Raw genomic sequence first — 18,809 nt, 5'->3', positions numbered from 1 at the left:
TGATTAATGTAGATCAATCTGTCACTAATATTGTAATCAAAGTTGATTCATGAAGTCTCGAATTACGTTAGTGGTATATGTCTGATTGGTATCTGAGTATTACTGTCTGGCATATACCACCGGTTTTTGTTTTTTACAGCAGCGCGATGAGCTGATCGACCTCTTCGGACGTGGTCGCCCAGCTCGTGCAGATGCGCATGACGGTATGCATATCGTCGGCCTTCTCGGTGAAGCCGAGCTTCACATGCTGCGTCAGGCGGTCGATGGTGGGCTGGTCCATCGTCACGAAGATCTGGTTGGTCGGCGCTTCGAACGTGAGCTGATAGCCCTTGGTCTTGAGCGCTTCGCGGATACGGTCGGCGGCGATGTTCGCGTTGCGTGCGATCGTGAAATACAGGTCATCGGTGAACAGCGCATCGAACTGCGCGCCCAGCACAAAGCCCTTGGCAAGCAGGGCGCCATGCTGCTTGATGCGGGTCAGGAAATGCTTCGGCGTGTTGTGTTTGGTGAATACCACCGCTTCACCAAACAGCGCGCCCACCTTGGTGCCTCCGATGTAGAACACGTCAGCGATATTCGCCAGATCCTCCATCGACAGGTCGCCGCCGGTGACGGTCAACGCATAGCCGAGACGCGCGCCGTCCACGAACAGCGGCATGTCGTAGCGGTGCGCGACTTCGGCGATCGCCTCCAATTCGGCCTTGGAATAGATTGTTCCGTATTCTGTGCTCTGCGAGACGTACACGGAACCGGGGAAGACCATGTGCTCATAGTTGCCGTCGGCATAGAAGGTCTTGCAGAACTCGTCCAGTTCGTGCGCATCCATCTTGCCATTGTGGTGGGGGAGGGTGAGCACCTTGTGCCCGGAGAACTCTATGGCGCCGGCTTCATGCACGTTGGGGTGTCCGGATGTCACTGCCACAACGCCTGCATAGGCCGGGGTGATGGTGTCGATCACCACCTGATTGGTCTGGGTGCCGCCCACCAGGAACCAGACATCCGCATCCGGCTTGCCGCAGGCTTCGCGGATCTTGGCCTTGGCCTGTTCGGTGAGCTCATCGGAGCCGTATCCGGAGTACAGATGTTCGTTGGCGCGCGCTATGGCGTCGATCACCGACGGATGCGCGGCGCGAGAGTAGTCGTTTTCAAAAGACAGCATCAGGAGTCCCTCTCTAGGCGATAGTCCCGAGTCTACATTGTGTGGGAATCAGCTGTATGTTCGCGTCCGAACGAGGATGCCGCGAACATGCGGTCTCTTAGTGGTGCGGAATCGGCTGTATGTTCGCGTCCGAACGAGGATGCCGCGAACATGCGGTCTCTTAGTGGTGCGGAATCGGCTGTATGTTCGCGTCCGAACGAGGATGCCGCGAACATGCGGTCTCTTAGCGGCTCGGAATCGGCTGTATGTTCGCGGCTGTTGCGTTGATGCGCGAACATACAGCGGGAAACCTGATAGCTGATAACCAATAGTCCGAAACCGGGTGGTGGTACTACCGATAAGCCAGGAAAGGACCCTTAGCCTAGGAAAGACGTACGCTTGTTGAGAAAAACAAAACCCCTCCGCGCAATAAGCAGAGGGGTAATGGGGTGGCCAACGAGGCTCGAACCCGCGACCTTCTGAACCACAATCAGATGCTCTACCAACTGAGCTATGGCCACCATACTTGTTTCCCAGCAGGACTGGAAGACAACAGATGGATACTATACACAACTTTCGGCCGGCGTGCTCACCGGCGTGTCGCATGTGCGTACGTTGGTGTCGCTCTCTGTGTAGGCGGTGTCGGCTGTGTCGGCTGTGTCGGGGGTCGGGCCGTGCGGAAGCCGCCATGAACAATTGTGGCGGTCGCATCCCCGCAGCGCATCTCTGCCGCGGATGCCGGGTTGGGGAAATACACAACGATGCGCATCCGTTTTCGCGCAAACGTCCAAAAACAACGTTCCTGACCGGGTGAACGTTCACAATGTGAGCATTACGTTTCGTGTCAAGCTGGGCTCGCTTAGTTTCAAACGTTGTTACATCCATTACAGAGAGAAGAATCACCAATGGGAAAAGTTAAGGCCTTCGCTGATTGGCTGACCAAATGGTTTACCGCCATCGTGGTCGTCTGGGCCGTGTTCAACTATTTCGTGCCGCAGGCCAGCCTGTGGGGCAAGCCGTACACCGGATACATGCTGGGCATCGTGTTGTTCGGCATGGGCCTGACCCTTACGCTTGACGATTTCAAGCGCATCCTCACCCAGCCGCTGATGGTCATTGTCGGTACGGTGGCCCACTTCGTCATCATGCCGCTCATCGCCGTGCTGCTGTGCTGGATCTTCCGCCTTGACGGTGCGCTGGCTGTCGGCGTGATCCTTGTCGGCTGCTGCCCGTCCGGCACCTCCTCCAACGTCATGAGCTATCTCTCCCGCGGTGATGTGGCGCTCGATGTCTCCATCGGCATCCTCTCCACGCTGTGCGCCCCGTTCATGATCCCGCTGCTGATGCAGTGGCTCGCCTCCCAGTACGTGTCCGTGCCGGTGGAGTCCCTGTTCCTCAACGCCGTCAAGGTCGTGCTCTTCCCGATTGCCCTTGGTGTGGTGTGCCATATGATCTTCGGCAAGAAGATCGAGAAGGTCACCGTGGCACTGCCGATCGTCTCTCAGGTGGCCATCCTCCTGATCATCGGCGTGGTCGTCGCCGCCAACGGCCCGAAGCTGTTCGTGGCGTCCTCCCTCATGGCCATCCCGGTCGTGATCCTGCACAACCTGTCCGGCTACGCTCTTGGCTTCGGTTTCTCCAAGCTGATGTACAAGATCTACCCGAAGGGCTTCCGCTACGCTCAGCAGAAGGCCATCACGTTCGAGGTCGGCATGCAGGATTCCGCTCTGGGCGCGACCTTGGCCCTGACCTCCTTCGCATCCAACCCGATTGCCGCTGTGCCGTCCACCTTCTTCTCCGTGTGGCACAACATCTCCGGTTCCATTCTCTCCAGCTGGTGGCGCAACCACGATGACAAGCACGAAATCCACTGGGATTCCGACAATGGCGAGAAGGGTTCCGCCAAGGAATCCGATTCCGTGCACGCCTTTGACGCCGACAAGGCCGCTGCCAAGGCCGAGGCCTGATCGCCGAAGTGGTATACTGATTCATAACTGAAGATGTAGCGGTGCCCCCGAGTGACATGGACTCCTCGGGGGCACTTGCTGTCTGGGGCCGGTCTGGCTTTGTCTGGCTTTGTCTGGCCGCGCCTGATGCCCGGAGGATTCGGGCGCGTCGTTGTCCGAGGAAATCGTATTATAGATATTTGTGTGTGCCGACGGTGCGCCTTATGTAACAGGTGCAGCGCTGGGATATCCTTCACGCCGATGAATGCTCGCAGCAATGCGAAGGCAGGAGGCGAGAAGGCCATCGGGCCGGTGGACTGGGCTGCTTTTTACGCTTCGCGAAGCGCGGATTGAACGTGCGAGACGATTCGGTGAAAAGTGTGGGCGCAGTGCGGCGGTCACACGAAAGAAAAGAAACCACTGAATCGGAGAATTCAAGTTGCCTACTATTGAACAGCTCGTCCGCAAGGGACGTCAGGCAAAGCCGAAGAAGTCCAAGACTTTGGCACTGAAGGGAAGCCCGCTGCGTCGCGGCGTGTGCACCCGTGTCTACACCACCACCCCGAAGAAGCCGAACTCGGCACTGCGTAAGGTCGCCCGTGTTCGCCTGTCCTCCGGCGTCGAAGTCACCGCCTACATTCCGGGCGAGGGCCACAACCTGCAGGAGCACTCCATCGTGCTCGTGCGCGGCGGCCGTGTGAAGGATCTGCCGGGTGTGCGTTACCACATCGTGCGTGGTGCGCTCGATACCCAGGGTGTCAAGGACCGTAAGCAGGGTCGTTCCCTGTATGGAGCAAAGAAGGCGAAGTAAGAGATATGTCACGTAAGGGACCTTCCAAGAAGCACGTCGTGCTGCCCGATCCGATCTACGGTTCCACCGTGGTGGCGCAGCTCATCAACAAGATTCTGCTTGACGGCAAGAAGTCGATCGCCGAGGACATCGTGTACTCCGCTCTCGACATGGTCAAGGAGAAGTCCGACCAGGAGCCGGTGGCCGTGCTCAAGCGCGCCCTGGACAACATCCGTCCGTCCCTCGAGGTCCGCTCCCGCCGCGTCGGTGGCGCCACCTACCAGGTGCCGGTCGAGGTCAAGCCGAACCGCGCCAACACGCTGTCGCTGCGCTGGCTGACCGACTTCTCCCGCGCCCGTCGTGAGAAGACCATGGCCGAGCGTCTGGCCAACGAGATCCTGGATGCCTCCAACGGCCTCGGTGCTTCTGTCAAGCGTCGCGAGGATACTCATAAGATGGCAGAGGCCAACAAGGCCTTCGCGCATTACCGCTGGTAATCCAGAGAGAAATAAGGAACAACGATGGCTGAAGAGATTTCGGATCTTCACAACGTCCGTAACATCGGCATCATGGCTCACATCGATGCCGGTAAGACCACCACTACCGAGCGTATCCTGTACTACACCGGTAAGAGCTACAAGATCGGTGAGGTCCACGATGGCGCCGCCACCATGGACTTCATGGCTCAGGAGCAGGAGCGCGGCATCACCATTCAGTCCGCCGCCACCACCTGCTTCTGGAACCGTCAGACCCATGACACCGACGAGAAGTTCCAGATCAACATCATCGATACCCCTGGCCACGTGGACTTCACGGCCGAGGTGGAGCGCTCCCTGCGTGTGCTCGATGGCGCTGTCGCCGTGTTCGATGGCAAGGAAGGCGTGGAGCCGCAGTCCGAGACCGTGTGGCGTCAGGCCGACAAGTACGGCGTTCCGCGTATCTGCTTCGTCAACAAGATGGACAAGCTGGGCGCGAACTTCTACTACTCCGTCGACACCATCCGCGAGAAGCTGGGCGCTGACCCGATCGTGATGCAGCTGCCGATGGGTGCCGAAAGCGACTTCACCGGCGTCATCGACCTAGTCGAGATGAAGGCCTACGACTGGAACACCGGCGACGAGCTGGGTGCTCACTACAACATGGACCCGATTCCGGAAGAGTACCAGGAGAAGGCCCAGGAATACCACGAGAAGCTTGTCGAGGCCGCCGCTGAAGCCAACGACGAACTCATGAACAAGTTCTTCGAGGAAGGCGACCTGTCCAAGGAAGAGATCCGCGCCGGCGTGCGTCAGCTGACCATCGCCAAGAAGGCCTTCCCGGTCTTCTGCGGTTCCGCCTTCAAGGACAAGGGTGTGCAGCCGATGCTGGACGCCGTCATCGATTACCTGCCGTCCCCCGAGGACGTGCCGGCCATCAAGGGCTACCAGCCTGGTGACGAGTCCATCGAGATCGACCGCAAGCCCACCAAGACCGATCCGTTCTCGGCCCTGGTCTTCAAGATCTCCACCCACCCGTTCTACGGCAAGCTCGTGTTCGTGCGCGTGTACTCCGGCTCCGTCAAGCCGGGTGACTCCGTGCTCGACTCCACCCGCGAGAAGAAGGAACGTATCGGCAAGATCTTCCAGATGCACGCCGATAAGGAGAACCCGATGGATGTGGCCGATGCCGGCAACATCTACACCTTCGTGGGTCTGAAGAACGTCACCACCGGTGACACCCTGTGCGCCATCGACAACCCGATCACCCTCGACTCCATGACCTTCCCGGATCCTGTGATCCAGGTGGCCGTCGAGCCGAAGACCAAGGCCGATCAGGAGAAGATGGGCATCGCCCTCGCCAAGCTGGCCGAAGAGGATCCGACCTTCCAGGTCACCACCGACGAAGAGTCCGGCCAGACGCTGATCGCCGGCATGGGCGAGCTCCAGCTCGACATCATCGTCGACCGTATGCGTCGCGAGTTCAAGGTTGAGTGCAACCAGGGCAAGCCGCAGGTCGCCTACCGCGAGACCATCCGCAAGGCCGTCATGGACCAGGGCTACACCCACAAGAAGCAGACCGGTGGTTCCGGCCAGTTCGCAAAGGTCCTGATGAACTTCGAGCCGCTCGACACCACCGAGGGCAAGACCTTCGAGTTCGAGAACGCCGTCACCGGCGGTCACATCTCCCAGGAGTTCATCCCGTCCATCGAGGCTGGCGTCAAGGAGGCCATGGAATCCGGTATTCTCGCCGGCTTCCCGGTCGTGGGCGTCAAGGCCACCGTCACCGATGGCCAGATGCACCCGGTCGACTCCTCCGAAATGGCCTTCAAGCTTGCAGGTTCCATGTGCTTCAAGGAAGCTGCTCCCAAGGCCAAGCCGGTCATCCTCGAGCCCATTATGAAGGTCGAGGTTCGTACTCCTGAGGAGTACATGGGTGAGGTCATCGGCGATCTGAACCAGCGTCGTGGCAACATCCAGTCCATGACCGACGCCATCGGCGTCAAGGTCATCGACGCCAAGGTGCCGCTGTCCGAGATGTTCGGCTACATCGGCGACCTGCGTTCCAAGACCCAGGGTCGCGCCATGTTCACCATGGAAATGGACTCCTACGCCGAGGTGCCGAAGAGCGTCTCCGACGAGATCATCAAGGCTCAGCGCGGCGAGTGACACGCGCCACAGTCAAGGCTAGCCAGTGTCTCCAGTCAGCGGTAAAATCGTGTACCGCTGACTGGGTTCTGGCTCCTCAATGTGGCACATAACCCAGAAACCCAGTACAATAGAGCGAGTGCCTATGCGAAAGCGCATGGGAAACTCACGAGACGTCCAGGAGGACAAAGAGTAATGGCAAAGGAAAAGTACGAGCGTACTAAGCCGCACGTTAACATTGGTACCATCGGCCACGTCGATCACGGTAAGACTACCCTGACTGCCGCCATCTCCAAGGTTCTGTACGAGGAGTACCCGGATATCAACACTGAGTACGACTTCAACCAGATCGACTCCGCTCCGGAAGAGGCCGCCCGCGGTATCACCATCAACATCTCCCACATCGAGTACCAGACCGCTAAGCGTCACTACGCTCACGTCGACTGCCCGGGCCACGCTGACTTCGTGAAGAACATGATCACCGGTGCTGCCCAGATGGATGGTGCTATCCTCGTTGTGGCCGCCACCGATGGCCCGATGGCTCAGACCCGCGAGCACGTGCTGCTCGCTCGTCAGGTTGGCGTGCCGAAGATCCTCGTCGCTCTGAACAAGTGCGATATGGTTGAGGACGAAGAGCTGATCGAGCTCGTTGAGGAAGAGGTCCGTGACCTCCTCGACGAGAACGGCTTCGATCGTGACTGCCCGGTCATCCGTGTGTCCGCTTACGGCGCTCTGCACAATGACGCTCCGGATCACGAGCACTGGGTTGAGCAGATCAAGAAGCTCATGGACGCCGTCGACGAGTACATCCCGACCCCGGTTCACGATCTGGACAAGCCGTTCCTGATGCCTATCGAGGACGTCTTCACCATCTCCGGCCGTGGTACCGTCGTCACCGGTCGTGTGGAGCGTGGCCAGCTGGCCGTCAACTCCCCGGTCGAGATCGTCGGCGTTCGTCCGACCCAGTCCACCACCGTGACCTCCATCGAGACCTTCCATAAGACCATGGACTCCTGCGAGGCTGGCGACAACACCGGTCTGCTGCTCCGCGGTATCAACCGTACCGACGTTGAGCGTGGCCAGGTTCTGGCCAAGCCGGGCTCCGTCACCCCGCACACCAAGTTCGAGGGTGAGGTCTACGTGCTGACCAAGGACGAGGGTGGCCGTCACTCGCCGTTCTTCTCCAACTACCGTCCGCAGTTCTACTTCCGCACCACCGACGTCACCGGCGTCATCGAGTTGCCGGAAGGCGTCGAGATGGTTCAGCCTGGCGATCACGCCACCTTCACCGTTGAGCTGATTCAGCCCATCGCTATGGAGGAAGGCCTGACCTTCGCTGTGCGTGAAGGTGGCCACACCGTTGGCTCCGGCCGTGTGACCAAGGTCATCGCCTGATTATCATCAGACATGATTTCCCGTCACGCTTGAACTAGCGTAGTACATCCCCCTTGGTTCGCGCCAAGGGGGATTTTTTATGCTGATTTCAACCGTTGCGGACCTGCGGCAGTTTATAGTTGATAACTGAGCAGGAAGGCAGCATATGCGGGTTTTTGATTTTGACGGCACCATATATGACGGCGAAAGCCTGTTCGACCTCTATCTGTTCAGTGCCCGTTATGATGTGAAAGTGTTTCGTCACCTGGCACCGGTGCTTCGATACGCCATCAAATACAAACTCGGCAAGGCCACGTTGGAGCAGATGGAGCACGGAGTTGGCAAGGTCACTCGCAAATACCTGCAGGACCTGGCCAAGTCCAGATCGATTGACGGTCTACGCACGCAGGCGTTGGACAATGCGGTGAAAGCGGGACTTGACAAGGATGTCATGGTTGCAGACGCGTCCGTCATCGGAGCCGACGATTTGGATGGTGGCTTGAAGTCATTGGTCAATGCGTTCTGGGATCGCAATATGTCCAAGATCAAGCCGTGGTACGAACCCAGACCGGATGATGTGATTTTGACCGCGTCGTTTGATGTGACTGTGGGGGAGGCGTGCCGCCGGCTTGGAGTACACAATCTCATTGCCTCGACCATCGACCCCAGAACATTCGAGGTGACGTATCTCAATTTCAACACCAACAAGCCGAAGCGCCTGCGCGAAGTACTTGGCCCGGATGCGGTGATTGATGAATTCTATACGGACAGCGCGTTCGACCAGCCGATGATCGATATGGCCCGCAAGGGTTTCATGGTCAAAGGCAATGTCATAACACAGGTGAAATAACGTAAAGGCATGGATTGGCATGTGCATTGCCTATTGGATATCGACTGGGAAACGGTATTCAATAGAGTGCGCTGGATGACTGCCTGACGCGTGTGCCCCCAATCGTTGGCGGTGATGACGGCAGCTAATATATCAGGCAACGATATCCTCAACGACAAGTCAAAGGAGTGGGTATGAGCGATACCATGAAAGCCGCTGTTTTCGTCAAGCCGGGAACTATCGCGGTGGAGGAGATTCCCAAGGCGCGGGTACAGCAGGACGACGATGTCGTGATCCGCGTTGTCCGCGCGTGCGTATGCGGCTCAGACCTGTGGTTCTACCGTGGATTGTCCGGGCAGGAGCCCAACAGTCAGATCGGCCATGAGGCCATCGGCGTAGTCGAAGAGGTCGGTTCGGCTGTCGAAAGCGTCAAGACGGGGGATTTCGTGATTGTGCCGTTCCCGTTCAGCTGCGGCAAGTGCCCGGTGTGCAAGGCCGGATTCGAATCCGTATGCCCCCACGGCGGATACTTCTCCGCCAGCCAGGCCGAATACCTGCGCGTTCCGGAAGCCGATGGCACGTTGGTCAAGGTGCCTGGCTCACCGGAGGATTATGACGATGCCACGCTGGCCTCCCTGCTGACCATCTCCGATGTGATGTCTACCGGGTATCATGCCGCCGCATCCGCCGAGGTCAAGCCCGGTGACACCGCCGTGGTGATGGGTGACGGCGCCGTGGGTCTATGCGGCGTGATCGCCGCCAAGATGCGCGGGGCTACGCGCATCATCGCCATGAGCCGCCATGAGGATCGAGCGGCGCTGGCCCGCGAATTCGGCGCCACCGATATCGTGCCCGAGCGTGATCAGGCCGCCATCGACAAGGTGCTGGCGATGACCGACGGCTACGGTGCGGACGCCGTGCTCGAATGCGTGGGCTCCAAGCAGTCCTTCGACACCGCCATTGCGCTGGTCCGTCGCGGCGGTGTGATTGGCCGTGTCGGTCTGCCGCATGATGTGACCATCAGCGCCGAGGGCACGTTCTACGGCAACATCGGCATCAAGGGCGGTCCGGCGCCGGTCCGTCACTACGACATCGACGGTGGCTTGCTGGATGCCGTACTCAAGCACGAGATCAATCCCGGTCGCGTGTTCACCGCCGAATACGATCTTGACCATATTCAGGATGCCTATGAGGCGATGGACCAGCGCAAGGTCATCAAGGCGCTGATTCGCTTCTGAGATTTGCGGGTGCGTGTCGAGAGAATGTCGAGAGAATGTCGTTACACACGCTAAAAGCGTCAGTATGTATGTGGGTTGACGAACATTTCTCATACATACTGACGCTTCGGCGCGCAATACACGAATTAATGACGCAGTAAGTAGTGGTCTGCTCGTAATTGTCTGTGTGGGTGGCCCCTTTGATGAGGGGCTAGCAGCGAATCTGAATAAGCTGAATAGGGAAGAGACCGAGCCTGAACTCCTCAATTATTAGCGAGACGGGCCATTAGACGGTGGTCATGTCGCTGCGAACACGTTCGGCGGCAATGTCGATATTGCCGGGCCAGGTGGGTACTCCTGAGACGAGCTTGACCTTGGCAAACTCCGCAGGATCGTTGAGTTTACGGAAAACACCTTTATCTATGTATTTTGACATGTCGAAAACACCGGATGCCCCGTCGGAGCAAATCACCTTGAGTCTATAACCGGGTAACGGCTGTGCGCTGTTAACGCGGATTGAGTAGTCGATGTTCATGGCGCACTCCTTGTCACGGTTCTATCATTCCTGGATTCGAGTAGTTTGAAGCTGCGAGCCAAGCGTGGTGAAGCTCGTCACGCCTTCTCGAAATCCACCTGACTACCATTGTATGTTGTCTTTTGGGCAAAGGCTGGGCCCCGATTGAGTTGCCGCTAAGGTCATACGTGGCATTATGGCCCGCATATTCGGCATGAATATGCGGGGGAGCATGGTCGGCAAAGTTCATGGTTATTCTGATTCCATTGAATCGGCAAATTTCCGGCATATCGAATTCCAGTTGAAAACATCAGGATGATGCTTTGATATGGACTGTGGGAAGGTCAAACCAGTGTGCTTTCTTGATGATCTTGTCTCTTTGTTCATAGGGAAGCCGCATGTAGTCGATGATGTCTTTGTCTTGGAATAAGTCACTGCAATACACTGGAAGTCTGTAGCGTGGGACTATTCCTATAAGGTCTTTGCCGTTTGCCATATGAGCTATTTGCCGAGCGTGAAGTACCGAAACGGGCAGCTCAGCATCATATAGCGCTAAGGCAAAGTGAATTGCTTGAATGCACGACCAATAATTTGCACCTGAGACGTTGAAAGACCATCCGCCTTCGTCTTTTCGCGGGAAAAGATGCATCCATGAAAAGCCGTGACCGGGGCGAACTTCCCATGTGTGGCCTTCAGCTTGTTTGCTGTCCATCCATGCTTCGAAATCTTCTGGTGAGTTCTGATCAAGATCGCGTAATCCGTGATGTCGAAAGTCCGCGTACTTGATGCACCAGTCAAGCGGCGTGGCGTCCATCTTTGGGCAAGCGTATCCACTTGCCTCATATCCAAGCATACAGGCTTTGAAATATTCTCCTGAAGTTAGTGTGGGGAGTTTCTTATTAAGTACGGTTCCTTCTTCTAGTGATGAGAACAATTGAGTGAATCGTAGGATGTCTTCAGTGTGGATACCGTTGAGGAAAATATCTTTATTCTCAGGGAATATGTCCCATACGTCACGGCGAAGGATTGTTCCTGTTCTCATGTCAAATGGGAGTTTTTCACGAATAATGGTGTTATATGAATCGTTTTTACATTGGATAACGCAGTATTGAGCACCGCACATCAGCCAGTTCATTAATGGAACATAATATTCAGGATTGTTGGTATGATCATCGTTGGCAAAACGAATGCAGAAACGGCCGTTGATGAATAGATGCCGGCAATCGTCATATTCAGTACAGGTGATTTTGTACCAGACGGTTTCATCTGGATAGGAGCTTAACCAGGATTGCTCGAATTCCTGATAAGTCTGATACTCGCCGTCTTCATACAGCTCGTCGTAGTGGCCGAAGGCCGTGATCGGACCGCGTTCTGCGGGTATCCACAGTAGGCGGAACCCGTCTTCTCCTAAGGGCTCGATGTTGTCGAGTACGTCAAACAGCTGTGTGGCCGCAGTATCGAGAGGCAGGTAAATATCCGGTTCCCATGATCTGGGGGAACGGATCATGTTGTCGATTTGCGGGGCGAAAAGAGTTCTGTGATGCATGATGGCTCCCAATCTTAAATGTGGTATCTGTATTGATACCAGTGTAGCACATATGTTCGAATATGCGATGTGTGTGGGTGTAATGGGTTGCCTGCGCCGGCCGATTACAATGATTGAATAATTCGAGTGGATGATTCTTGGGGTGCCATGAAAAACGTGATTGATCGATATGTGTATCGCGTGCATTGGTCGGATGAATGCGAGGGTTTTGTGGGAACGGTGGCGGAGATGCCGGAGTTGAGATTCGTGTCCGGTTCGTTTGTCGAGGCGTTAACCGGTATTCGGATTTCGGCTCATGATGAGGCTGCCAAGTTGGTCGAGAGGGGCGTTGCGGTTCCGGTTCCTTTCGAGGATCGCCATTATTCGGGTCACTTTATGGTTCGGGTGCCGCCTGAAGTGCATAGACGTTTGTCCATCGAAGCGGCTGAGCAGGGGGTGTCTCTGAATAGATTGGTTCAGGCTCGTTTGTCCTGAAATCGTTTTGCTTCTGCGTCGTTGTCGTTGTCTCTGGACGTTGTCCCTGATCGGTACGCAGCGGCCGACCCATTGCAACTGCACCATACTTCTGATACACTTTGAACTGTACTAGAAATATGGTGCAGTTGCATGCTGGAGGTGCCGAATGGTTTCGGGCGAAATGGCTGATGGCGTTCGGTAACAGGCGGCAATGCACCTCAAGCGCGATGAGGTGAGTACGATGTCGTTCTCTGTTTTCGGCGTAGTGGCAGCGTTGCTGATAGGTTTGCTACGGCTGGTGCTTGTTGTCGCCGTGGTGGTGCTGATCGTCAGGGCGTTGGTGCACATGAATCGTGAGCCGTCGCTGTCGGTGAAGCAGCCTGTTTCGTCGGGTGGCCCATCGGATGATTCGTCAGGTGGTTCATCGGGCGGCCTGATGGAAGGGGAGGCTGTTCCGGATATGACGGCGGGCGGTCCCATGCCCATTGTGCGCCGTCGCATGGCGTGTGCTCTGCTCGTCGGTGTGGCGGTGTTGGTCATGGTGTTGATAGTCGGATTTGTAGTGCCCAAGGATATGTATCGCATCGCATCGATGGCTCCCGGCCTTGCGGCATCGGCGGTCATGCTGGCTCTTGCGCTGCCCTTTCCGGACATGTCCGATCGGCTGGGCGGCGGCCAGGTGCGTACGGCGTCGCTGCAATCCCGCGAACCATGGACGTACGCGCGACGGTATGTGCTCATGCAGCCGATGCTTGCCGCCGGGCTGCTCATTATCTATCTCGGATACACCACGGTGACGGCCAGTCCGGATGATTTCGGCCTGATGCGCAGTATCCAGCTGGTCGCTCCGAATGGGACGTGGGCTCATTCCTCCGGTCCTTATCCCGGATCGTATTATTCCATCCCACTGGCCGTCGTCACACTGGTGCTGGTCGGCCTGACCTGCGCGGCGCTCTGGCGCATCGCCCATGTGCCGAGTGCTCCTGAAGCCCGATTCGCCGATGCTGACCGGTTGTGGCGCGTACTGCTGACGCGATTCACGGTGTTCCTGTCGGTCGGCACGATGCTGGTCTACGCGTCGGCGGTACTGATGGTGGCGGGAACCGCAACGGTTCGGGTCGGCACCAACAGCGGCACATGGTCGTCGGCCTACGCGGATGATGTGTATCCGACCTTGGGCAACATACAGATCATCATGGGTGGCGTGGTGGCCGTGTTGGCGGTCATCTACCTCGTGATGGCGTGTTCCGCATTGGTCCAGTTGTGGACTTCGCCTCGGAGGACACGATGATGGGCGGCGGCGATGACGTGCGCCTGGTGATACGCGAATCGTCGCCGGTGCCGGTATATGAGCAGATTCGTGAGCAAATCGAAGGTATGGTTCGTGCAGGCCTTCTGCATGACGGTGACAAACTGCCGTCGGTGCGTCAGCTGGCCGGCGACCTGCGCATCGCACCCGGCACCGTGGCCAAGGCCTATGCCGAACTCGCTGAGCAAGGGGTGATTGAGACCGCCCCCGGTCGCGCCGCCCGAATCAGGCGGGTGGCGACCATCCCCGAACCCCTGCTGGAGGCCGCAAAAGACTACGCCGGACAGTCCCGGCGGCTTGGTTCCAGCCTTGAGGACGCCATCAGCGCCCTGCGCGCCCAGTGGTAGTTTCACATCAGGTCCTGTGCCGGCGGATTGCGGACGTGTGCCATAGCAGTCCACAGTCTGCCGGATTCCGCAGGTTATGCGTTATGCGTTATGCGTGTGCGCCGTCTGACGGATGACTGATGATGGACGGCTGCCGTGCTGGTCATCTATCGGCGCCTCTACGGATAATCAGGTTCGTTGTCCTAGCGCTCGTATGGCAGGTCATACAATGATTCCGGATCGAGGGAAAGATGGTGCGGCATATGGATGTTGATGGGAAGGTCGAGGATTCGGCAAAGTCCGGGAGTCCGGAGACATCCGGGGAGTCGATGATGTCCGGGATATCAACGACTGCGCCACACAGGCCTCGCGCCATCGAGGTGCGCGGGGCGCGGGTGCATAACCTCAAGAACGTCGATGTGGACGTGCCGCTCGGCGAGCTGGTGGGTGTCGCCGGCGTCTCCGGTTCGGGCAAGAGCTCGCTTGCGCTCGGCGTGCTGTATGCGGAGGGGTCAAGGCGGTATCTGGAGGCGCTGTCCACGTATACGCGCCGGCGCCTGACCCAGGCCAGTCGCGCCCAAGTGGATGAGGTGCTGCACGTGCCGGCGGCGCTCGCGTTGCATCAGCGGCCCGCCGTACCCGGCATCCGGTCCACCTTCGGCACGATGACCGAACTGCTCAACAGCCTGCGTCTGCTGTTCTCCCGTGTCGGTTCGCACGTATGCCCGCAATGCGGAACCCACGCGGACCCCACGCTTAATGTGGCGTTGGAGCAGCCGATCGTATGCAGCCATTGCGGCAAGCGATTCCACGGCCCCGGCGCCGAAAGCCTGGCCTTCAATTCGGCGGGCGCATGCCCCGCTTGCTCCGGCACCGGCATCGTACGCGAGGTGAACCGCGCCGCACTGGTGCCGGACGAATCGAAATCCATCGACGACGGCGCGGTGCTGCCATGGGGCTCGCTCATGTGGGACCTCATGAAGCAGGTGTGCGGCGCGATGGGCGTGCGCACCAACGTGCCATTCCGCGAACTCACGCCCGAAGAGCGTGACATCGTATTCAACGGACCGGCCGTCAAGAAGCACATTCTGTATCGGCCCAAGAAAGGCGACGATTTCGCCGAGCTCGACTTCACCTATTACAACGCCGTGTACACGGTCGAGAACGCGCTCGCCAAGGCCAAGGACGAGCAGGGATTGAAGCGCGTGGCGCGATTCCTGGAGGAGAAGCCGTGTCCCGACTGCGGTGGTACGCGCCTGAGCGCCGCCGCACGCGCGCCGGAAATACGCGGCATCAATCTGGCGCAGGCAACCGCCATGACCCTGGACGACGCGGTGACGTGGGTGCGGGGCGTGCCGGGTACTCTGCCTGAGAGCATGCGCCCGATGGCCACGAACATCTGCGAATCGTTCCTCGACGTAGCCCGCAGACTGCTTGAACTCGGTCTCGGCTACCTGTCGCTCGACCGTGCCGGCGCCACGCTGTCCACAGGCGAACGCCAACGTGTGCAACTGGCCCGCGCCGTGCGCAACCGTACCACCGGCGTGCTGTACGTGCTCGATGAGCCGTCCATTGGCTTGCATCCCTCGAACGTGGACGGCCTGCTTGGCGTGATGCGCGACCTCGTGGCGGACGGCAACTCCGTGGTGGTGGTCGATCATGACGTACGTGTGCTCAAGGCCACCGATCATCTCATCGAGATGGGGCCGGTGGCCGGCGCCGGCGGTGGTCATGTGATCGCGCAGGGCGCGGTCGACAAGGTCGAACAGACCCCGGGCAGCCGCATAGCGCCGTTCCTGACCGAAAACGGCGAGACCCGCGTGCGTGCCCGCGTCGCTCCGGAAAAGATGTTCGATGCCGGCCGGATCCACATGGAGACCGGCCCGTTGCACACCGTCAAGCCGCTGAGCGTGGACGTACCGCGCGGCAGACTCACGGTCGTCACCGGCGTCTCGGGCTCGGGCAAGACCACGATGGTGCTGGAATCGCTGATTCCGGCGCTCAAGGCCAACGTCGATGGAGATGGTCTGCCGGCGCACGTTCGCGGCATCGAAGCGGACAGCATCACCCGCGCGAACCTCATCGACGCCACGCCGATCGGTGCGAACGTGCGCTCCACCGTGGTCACCTACGCCGACATCCACGACGATTTGCGCCGCGCCTTCGCTCGCACGGACGAGGCCAAGGCCGCCGGATACAAGGCCGGCGACTTCTCCTACAACACCGGACGGCTGCGTTGCCCCACCTGCGACGGCACCGGGTCGATTTCACTGGATGTGCAGTTCCTGCCGGACGTCACCATCGCCTGCCCGGACTGCCGTGGGTCGCGGTATGCGCCGGAAGCGAGCCTTATCCACCGACCGGTCAAAGGCGGCGGAGATGGGAAGGTCGTCAAGGCTTGTGGCGAGTTGAGTGCGCGTGACAACGTAGGCAGCGGTTCGGATGCCGGTGCCGTTGTGCCGGGTGCCACATTGACGGAGAGCGGAATCACGATGGAACAGGGATCCACGGCGGAACAGGGGGATGTGGACGCGCCCCTGCGTTCGCTGACGCTGCCGCAATTCATGGCGATGAGCGTGGATGAGGCGCTCGCCGTCACCACCGACATGAAGAAGGTGCATAGTCGGCTCACTACACTGCACGATCTGGGACTCGGCTACCTGACACTCGGCGAACCGACGCCCGCGCTTTCGGGTGGCGAGGCGCAGCGGCTCAAACTCGCCAGCGAGATGGGCAAGGCGCAGTCGGATGCGGTGTTCGTGTTTGATGAGCCGACCATCGGCCTACATCCGCTTGACGTGCGTGTATTGCTTGGCGTCTTCGACCGGCTGGTCGCGGCGGGTGCGACGGTCATCGTCATCGAACATGATCTCGACATGATCGCCAACGCCGACTGGATCATCGACATGGGGCCAGGCGGCGGCGAGGCCGGCGGGCACATCGTCGCTACCGGCACGCCGGAGCAGGTCGCTGCGGACCCCGCGAGCATCACCGGGCGGTATCTGCATATTCGATAGATAACGTCGTCGGCGGCGTTCGTGGTGCCTGCCCTGAATGACGCGGCGTGCGGAATCCTTGGCATGTGGGATATGGGATGTCGAGTCGGGCGTCAGGATATCCCATGGCTCGAATTTCGCTTGCATGCCCCGCATACCGGTCACGACGTCCAGTACAGGACTGACGGGGGAGTAGGATGGCCGCCGTGAAACAGGTTCAGGGCATCAAACGAGCAAGTGCGGACGCGAAATACCGGCAGATGACCGAGCAGCCGATACCGTCGTTGATTCTGCGGCTTTCGCTGCCGGCTGTCGTCTCCAACCTGGTGACCACCGCGTACAACCTGACCGACACGTTCTTCATCGGACAGCTCGGCACCGCGCAGTCCGGTGCCATCGGCATCGCCTTCTCCATCATGACCATCCTGCAGGCGATTGGTTTCTTCTTCGGCAACGGTGCCGGCAACTCGATGAGCCGCGAACTCGGCAAGCGCAACAATGAACGCGCCTCCCGGTTGCTGGCGCTGGGATTCGCCGGAGCCGTGCTTTCCGCGCTGCTGATCGCTCTGATCTGCCTCGCCATGCTCAGGCCCTTGGTGATGATGCTTGGCTCCACCAGTACCATCGCACCCTATGCCGTGCAGTATCTGACGCCTATTCTGGTCGCGGCGCCCTGCGTATGCGGTTCCTTTGCGCTCAACGGACTGCTCAGATATCAAGGCCAATCCGCGTTCGGCATGATCGGGCTGGTCAGTGGCGCTCTGCTCAATTTCCTGCTCGCCCCGCTGTTCATTTTCGTACTTGACTTGGGAATTTTCGGGGCGGGACTCGCCACCGGCATCTGCCAGACCGTGAGCTTTATCATCCTGACCACGATGAGTGCCCGATTTGGCGTGCTGAAGCTCTCCCTGCGCAACTGCCGGCCGGATATGCTGTTGGTGCGCGAGATCATCGGCGGCGGTTTGCCTTCGTTGGTTCGTCAGAGCGCCGGATCCATTGCCGCCACATGCGTGAACATCGCAGCCAACCCGTTCGGTGATGCGGCGATCGCCGGCATGGCCATCGTGATGCGCATCATGCTCGGGGTGAATTCGGTGATTATCGGTCTGGGGCAGGGATTCCAGCCGGTATGCGGCTACAACTATGGGGCAGGAAAGTTCGCCCGTGTGCGTGAGGGCTTCTGGTTCTGCGTGAAGCTGTCCACCTGCATACTGTTGGTGCTTGGAGCGGCCATCTGGCTGTCCTCGCCGCAATTGGTGGAGATCTTCCGTTCCGATCCGGCGGTGGTCACGGTGGGCGTGGCTGCCCTGCATTTCCAATGCCTGACCGTGGCGCTCAACGGCATGAACATGATGGGCAATATGATCAGCCAGACGATGGGGAAGACGGGTATGGCGTCATTCCTCGCCGTATGCCGCACCGGCCTGTACTTGGCGCCGGTGGTGCTGGTGCTGCCGCACTTCTTCGGGGTGACTGGCGTGGAGGTGGCGCAGACCGTGTCCGACATCCTGACCTTCGCCACCACCGTTCCGTTCATGCATCGCATCCTGCGCGAGCTGCGTTAGTGTCCGCTGTGATACGACAAAGGGCGTTGGCAGCGGAAGACAAGGGTGCCCCTGTGCATTCGGGCAAGCGATTGGGCTGCGCGAACGCACAGGGGCACTGTCATGGGCACTTGTCATGCGGATACCGTGTACCAGATATCGGTGATATCGGCTCCGCGCGTGCGTTGTGGGATAAGTGA

16 protein-coding genes and 1 tRNA gene are annotated in these 18,809 nt (G+C 58.9%); 12 read left to right on the top strand and 5 right to left on the bottom strand.

From position 1 onward, the window contains the following. Positions 1-133: 133 nt before the first annotated feature. Both BW09_RS10225 and BW09_RS10220 read right to left on the bottom strand, forming a co-directional pair. Positions 134-1,159, bottom strand: a complete 1,026-nt coding sequence (locus tag BW09_RS10225) for a low specificity L-threonine aldolase (protein WP_044089921.1) — start codon at positions 1,157-1,159, stop codon at positions 134-136. A 424-nt stretch (positions 1,160-1,583) separates the two neighbouring features. After that, positions 1,584-1,659, bottom strand: a tRNA-His gene (locus BW09_RS10220). 384 nt (positions 1,660-2,043) lie between these two features. On the opposite strand from BW09_RS10220, the gene BW09_RS10215 reads away from it, so the two are divergent. The 7 genes from BW09_RS10215 (at position 2,044) to BW09_RS10185 (ending at position 9,939) form a co-directional block, all read left to right on the top strand. After that, the gene (locus BW09_RS10215) at positions 2,044-3,105 is read left to right on the top strand and encodes a bile acid:sodium symporter family protein (RefSeq protein ID WP_044090416.1); all 1,062 of its coding nucleotides are present in this window, start codon (positions 2,044-2,046) and stop codon (positions 3,103-3,105) included. Between the two features lie 418 nt (positions 3,106-3,523). Beyond that, positions 3,524-3,895 carry a 30S ribosomal protein S12 gene (rpsL, locus tag BW09_RS10210; RefSeq protein ID WP_003808601.1) on the top strand — a complete coding sequence of 124 codons (372 nt, stop codon included), beginning with the start codon at positions 3,524-3,526 and terminating at the stop codon, positions 3,893-3,895. A gap of 5 nt (positions 3,896-3,900) precedes the next feature. Continuing rightward, positions 3,901-4,371 carry a 30S ribosomal protein S7 gene (gene rpsG / locus BW09_RS10205; protein WP_003828652.1) on the top strand — a complete coding sequence of 157 codons (471 nt, stop codon included), beginning with the start codon at positions 3,901-3,903 and terminating at the stop codon, positions 4,369-4,371. A 24-nt stretch (positions 4,372-4,395) separates the two neighbouring features. Beyond that, positions 4,396-6,519 (top strand): elongation factor G, encoded by a 2,124-nt coding sequence (gene fusA, locus BW09_RS10200; RefSeq protein ID WP_044090409.1) that lies wholly within the window; start codon positions 4,396-4,398, stop codon positions 6,517-6,519. Between the two features lie 174 nt (positions 6,520-6,693). Further along, positions 6,694-7,893 (top strand): elongation factor Tu, encoded by a 1,200-nt coding sequence (tuf, locus tag BW09_RS10195; protein ID WP_044090407.1) that lies wholly within the window; start codon positions 6,694-6,696, stop codon positions 7,891-7,893. Positions 7,894-8,038: 145 nt separating this feature from the next. Beyond that, the gene (locus BW09_RS10190) at positions 8,039-8,722 is read left to right on the top strand and encodes a haloacid dehalogenase-like hydrolase (RefSeq protein ID WP_140463190.1); all 684 of its coding nucleotides are present in this window, start codon (positions 8,039-8,041) and stop codon (positions 8,720-8,722) included. Between the two features lie 173 nt (positions 8,723-8,895). Continuing rightward, a complete protein-coding gene (locus BW09_RS10185; RefSeq protein ID WP_044090405.1) occupies positions 8,896-9,939 on the top strand; it encodes a zinc-dependent alcohol dehydrogenase family protein in 1,044 nt (347 codons plus the stop codon). A 265-nt stretch (positions 9,940-10,204) separates the two neighbouring features. Here the strand turns inward: BW09_RS10185 and BW09_RS10180 are convergent, their stop codons facing one another. From BW09_RS10180 to BW09_RS10170, 3 genes are read right to left on the bottom strand one after another with little or no spacing between them, the layout of a single operon-like run. Beyond that, complete coding sequence (locus tag BW09_RS10180; protein ID WP_044090404.1) at positions 10,205-10,453, bottom strand: DUF2442 domain-containing protein; 249 nt, start codon at positions 10,451-10,453, stop codon at positions 10,205-10,207. 13 nt (positions 10,454-10,466) lie between these two features. Continuing rightward, on the bottom strand, positions 10,467-10,721 hold the full coding sequence (locus tag BW09_RS11350; RefSeq protein ID WP_081886629.1) for a DUF4160 domain-containing protein: 255 nt from the start codon (positions 10,719-10,721) through the stop codon (positions 10,467-10,469). A 21-nt stretch (positions 10,722-10,742) separates the two neighbouring features. Further along, on the bottom strand, positions 10,743-11,978 hold the full coding sequence (locus tag BW09_RS10170) for a hypothetical protein (RefSeq protein ID WP_044090402.1): 1,236 nt from the start codon (positions 11,976-11,978) through the stop codon (positions 10,743-10,745). A gap of 147 nt (positions 11,979-12,125) precedes the next feature. Between BW09_RS10170 and BW09_RS10165 the strand changes: the two genes are divergently transcribed. The 5 genes from BW09_RS10165 to BW09_RS10145 all read left to right on the top strand — a co-directional run bounded on the left by BW09_RS10165 (position 12,126) and on the right by BW09_RS10145 (position 18,630). Beyond that, positions 12,126-12,452, top strand: a complete 327-nt coding sequence (locus tag BW09_RS10165; protein ID WP_044090401.1) for a type II toxin-antitoxin system HicB family antitoxin — start codon at positions 12,126-12,128, stop codon at positions 12,450-12,452. 223 nt (positions 12,453-12,675) lie between these two features. Next, entirely contained in the window at positions 12,676-13,725 is a 1,050-nt protein-coding gene (locus BW09_RS10160) for a hypothetical protein (RefSeq protein WP_140463188.1), read from the top strand. Further along, positions 13,698-14,090 (top strand): GntR family transcriptional regulator, encoded by a 393-nt coding sequence (locus BW09_RS10155; RefSeq protein WP_219846529.1) that lies wholly within the window; start codon positions 13,698-13,700, stop codon positions 14,088-14,090. Before BW09_RS10160 ends, BW09_RS10155 begins: the two co-directional genes overlap by 28 nt. 311 nt (positions 14,091-14,401) lie before the next feature. Continuing rightward, the gene (locus BW09_RS10150; RefSeq protein ID WP_044090421.1) at positions 14,402-17,086 is read left to right on the top strand and encodes an excinuclease ABC subunit A; all 2,685 of its coding nucleotides are present in this window, start codon (positions 14,402-14,404) and stop codon (positions 17,084-17,086) included. Positions 17,087-17,271: 185 nt separating this feature from the next. After that, positions 17,272-18,630 carry an MATE family efflux transporter gene (locus tag BW09_RS10145; RefSeq protein ID WP_044090418.1) on the top strand — a complete coding sequence of 453 codons (1,359 nt, stop codon included), beginning with the start codon at positions 17,272-17,274 and terminating at the stop codon, positions 18,628-18,630. The last annotated feature ends 179 nt before the right edge of the window (positions 18,631-18,809 follow it).

The organism is Bifidobacterium sp. UTCIF-1, from assembly GCF_006408915.1.
Lineage (GTDB): Bacteria > Actinomycetota > Actinomycetes > Actinomycetales > Bifidobacteriaceae > Bifidobacterium > Bifidobacterium reuteri.
This window is presented reverse-complemented; position numbering and strand designations above follow the sequence as displayed.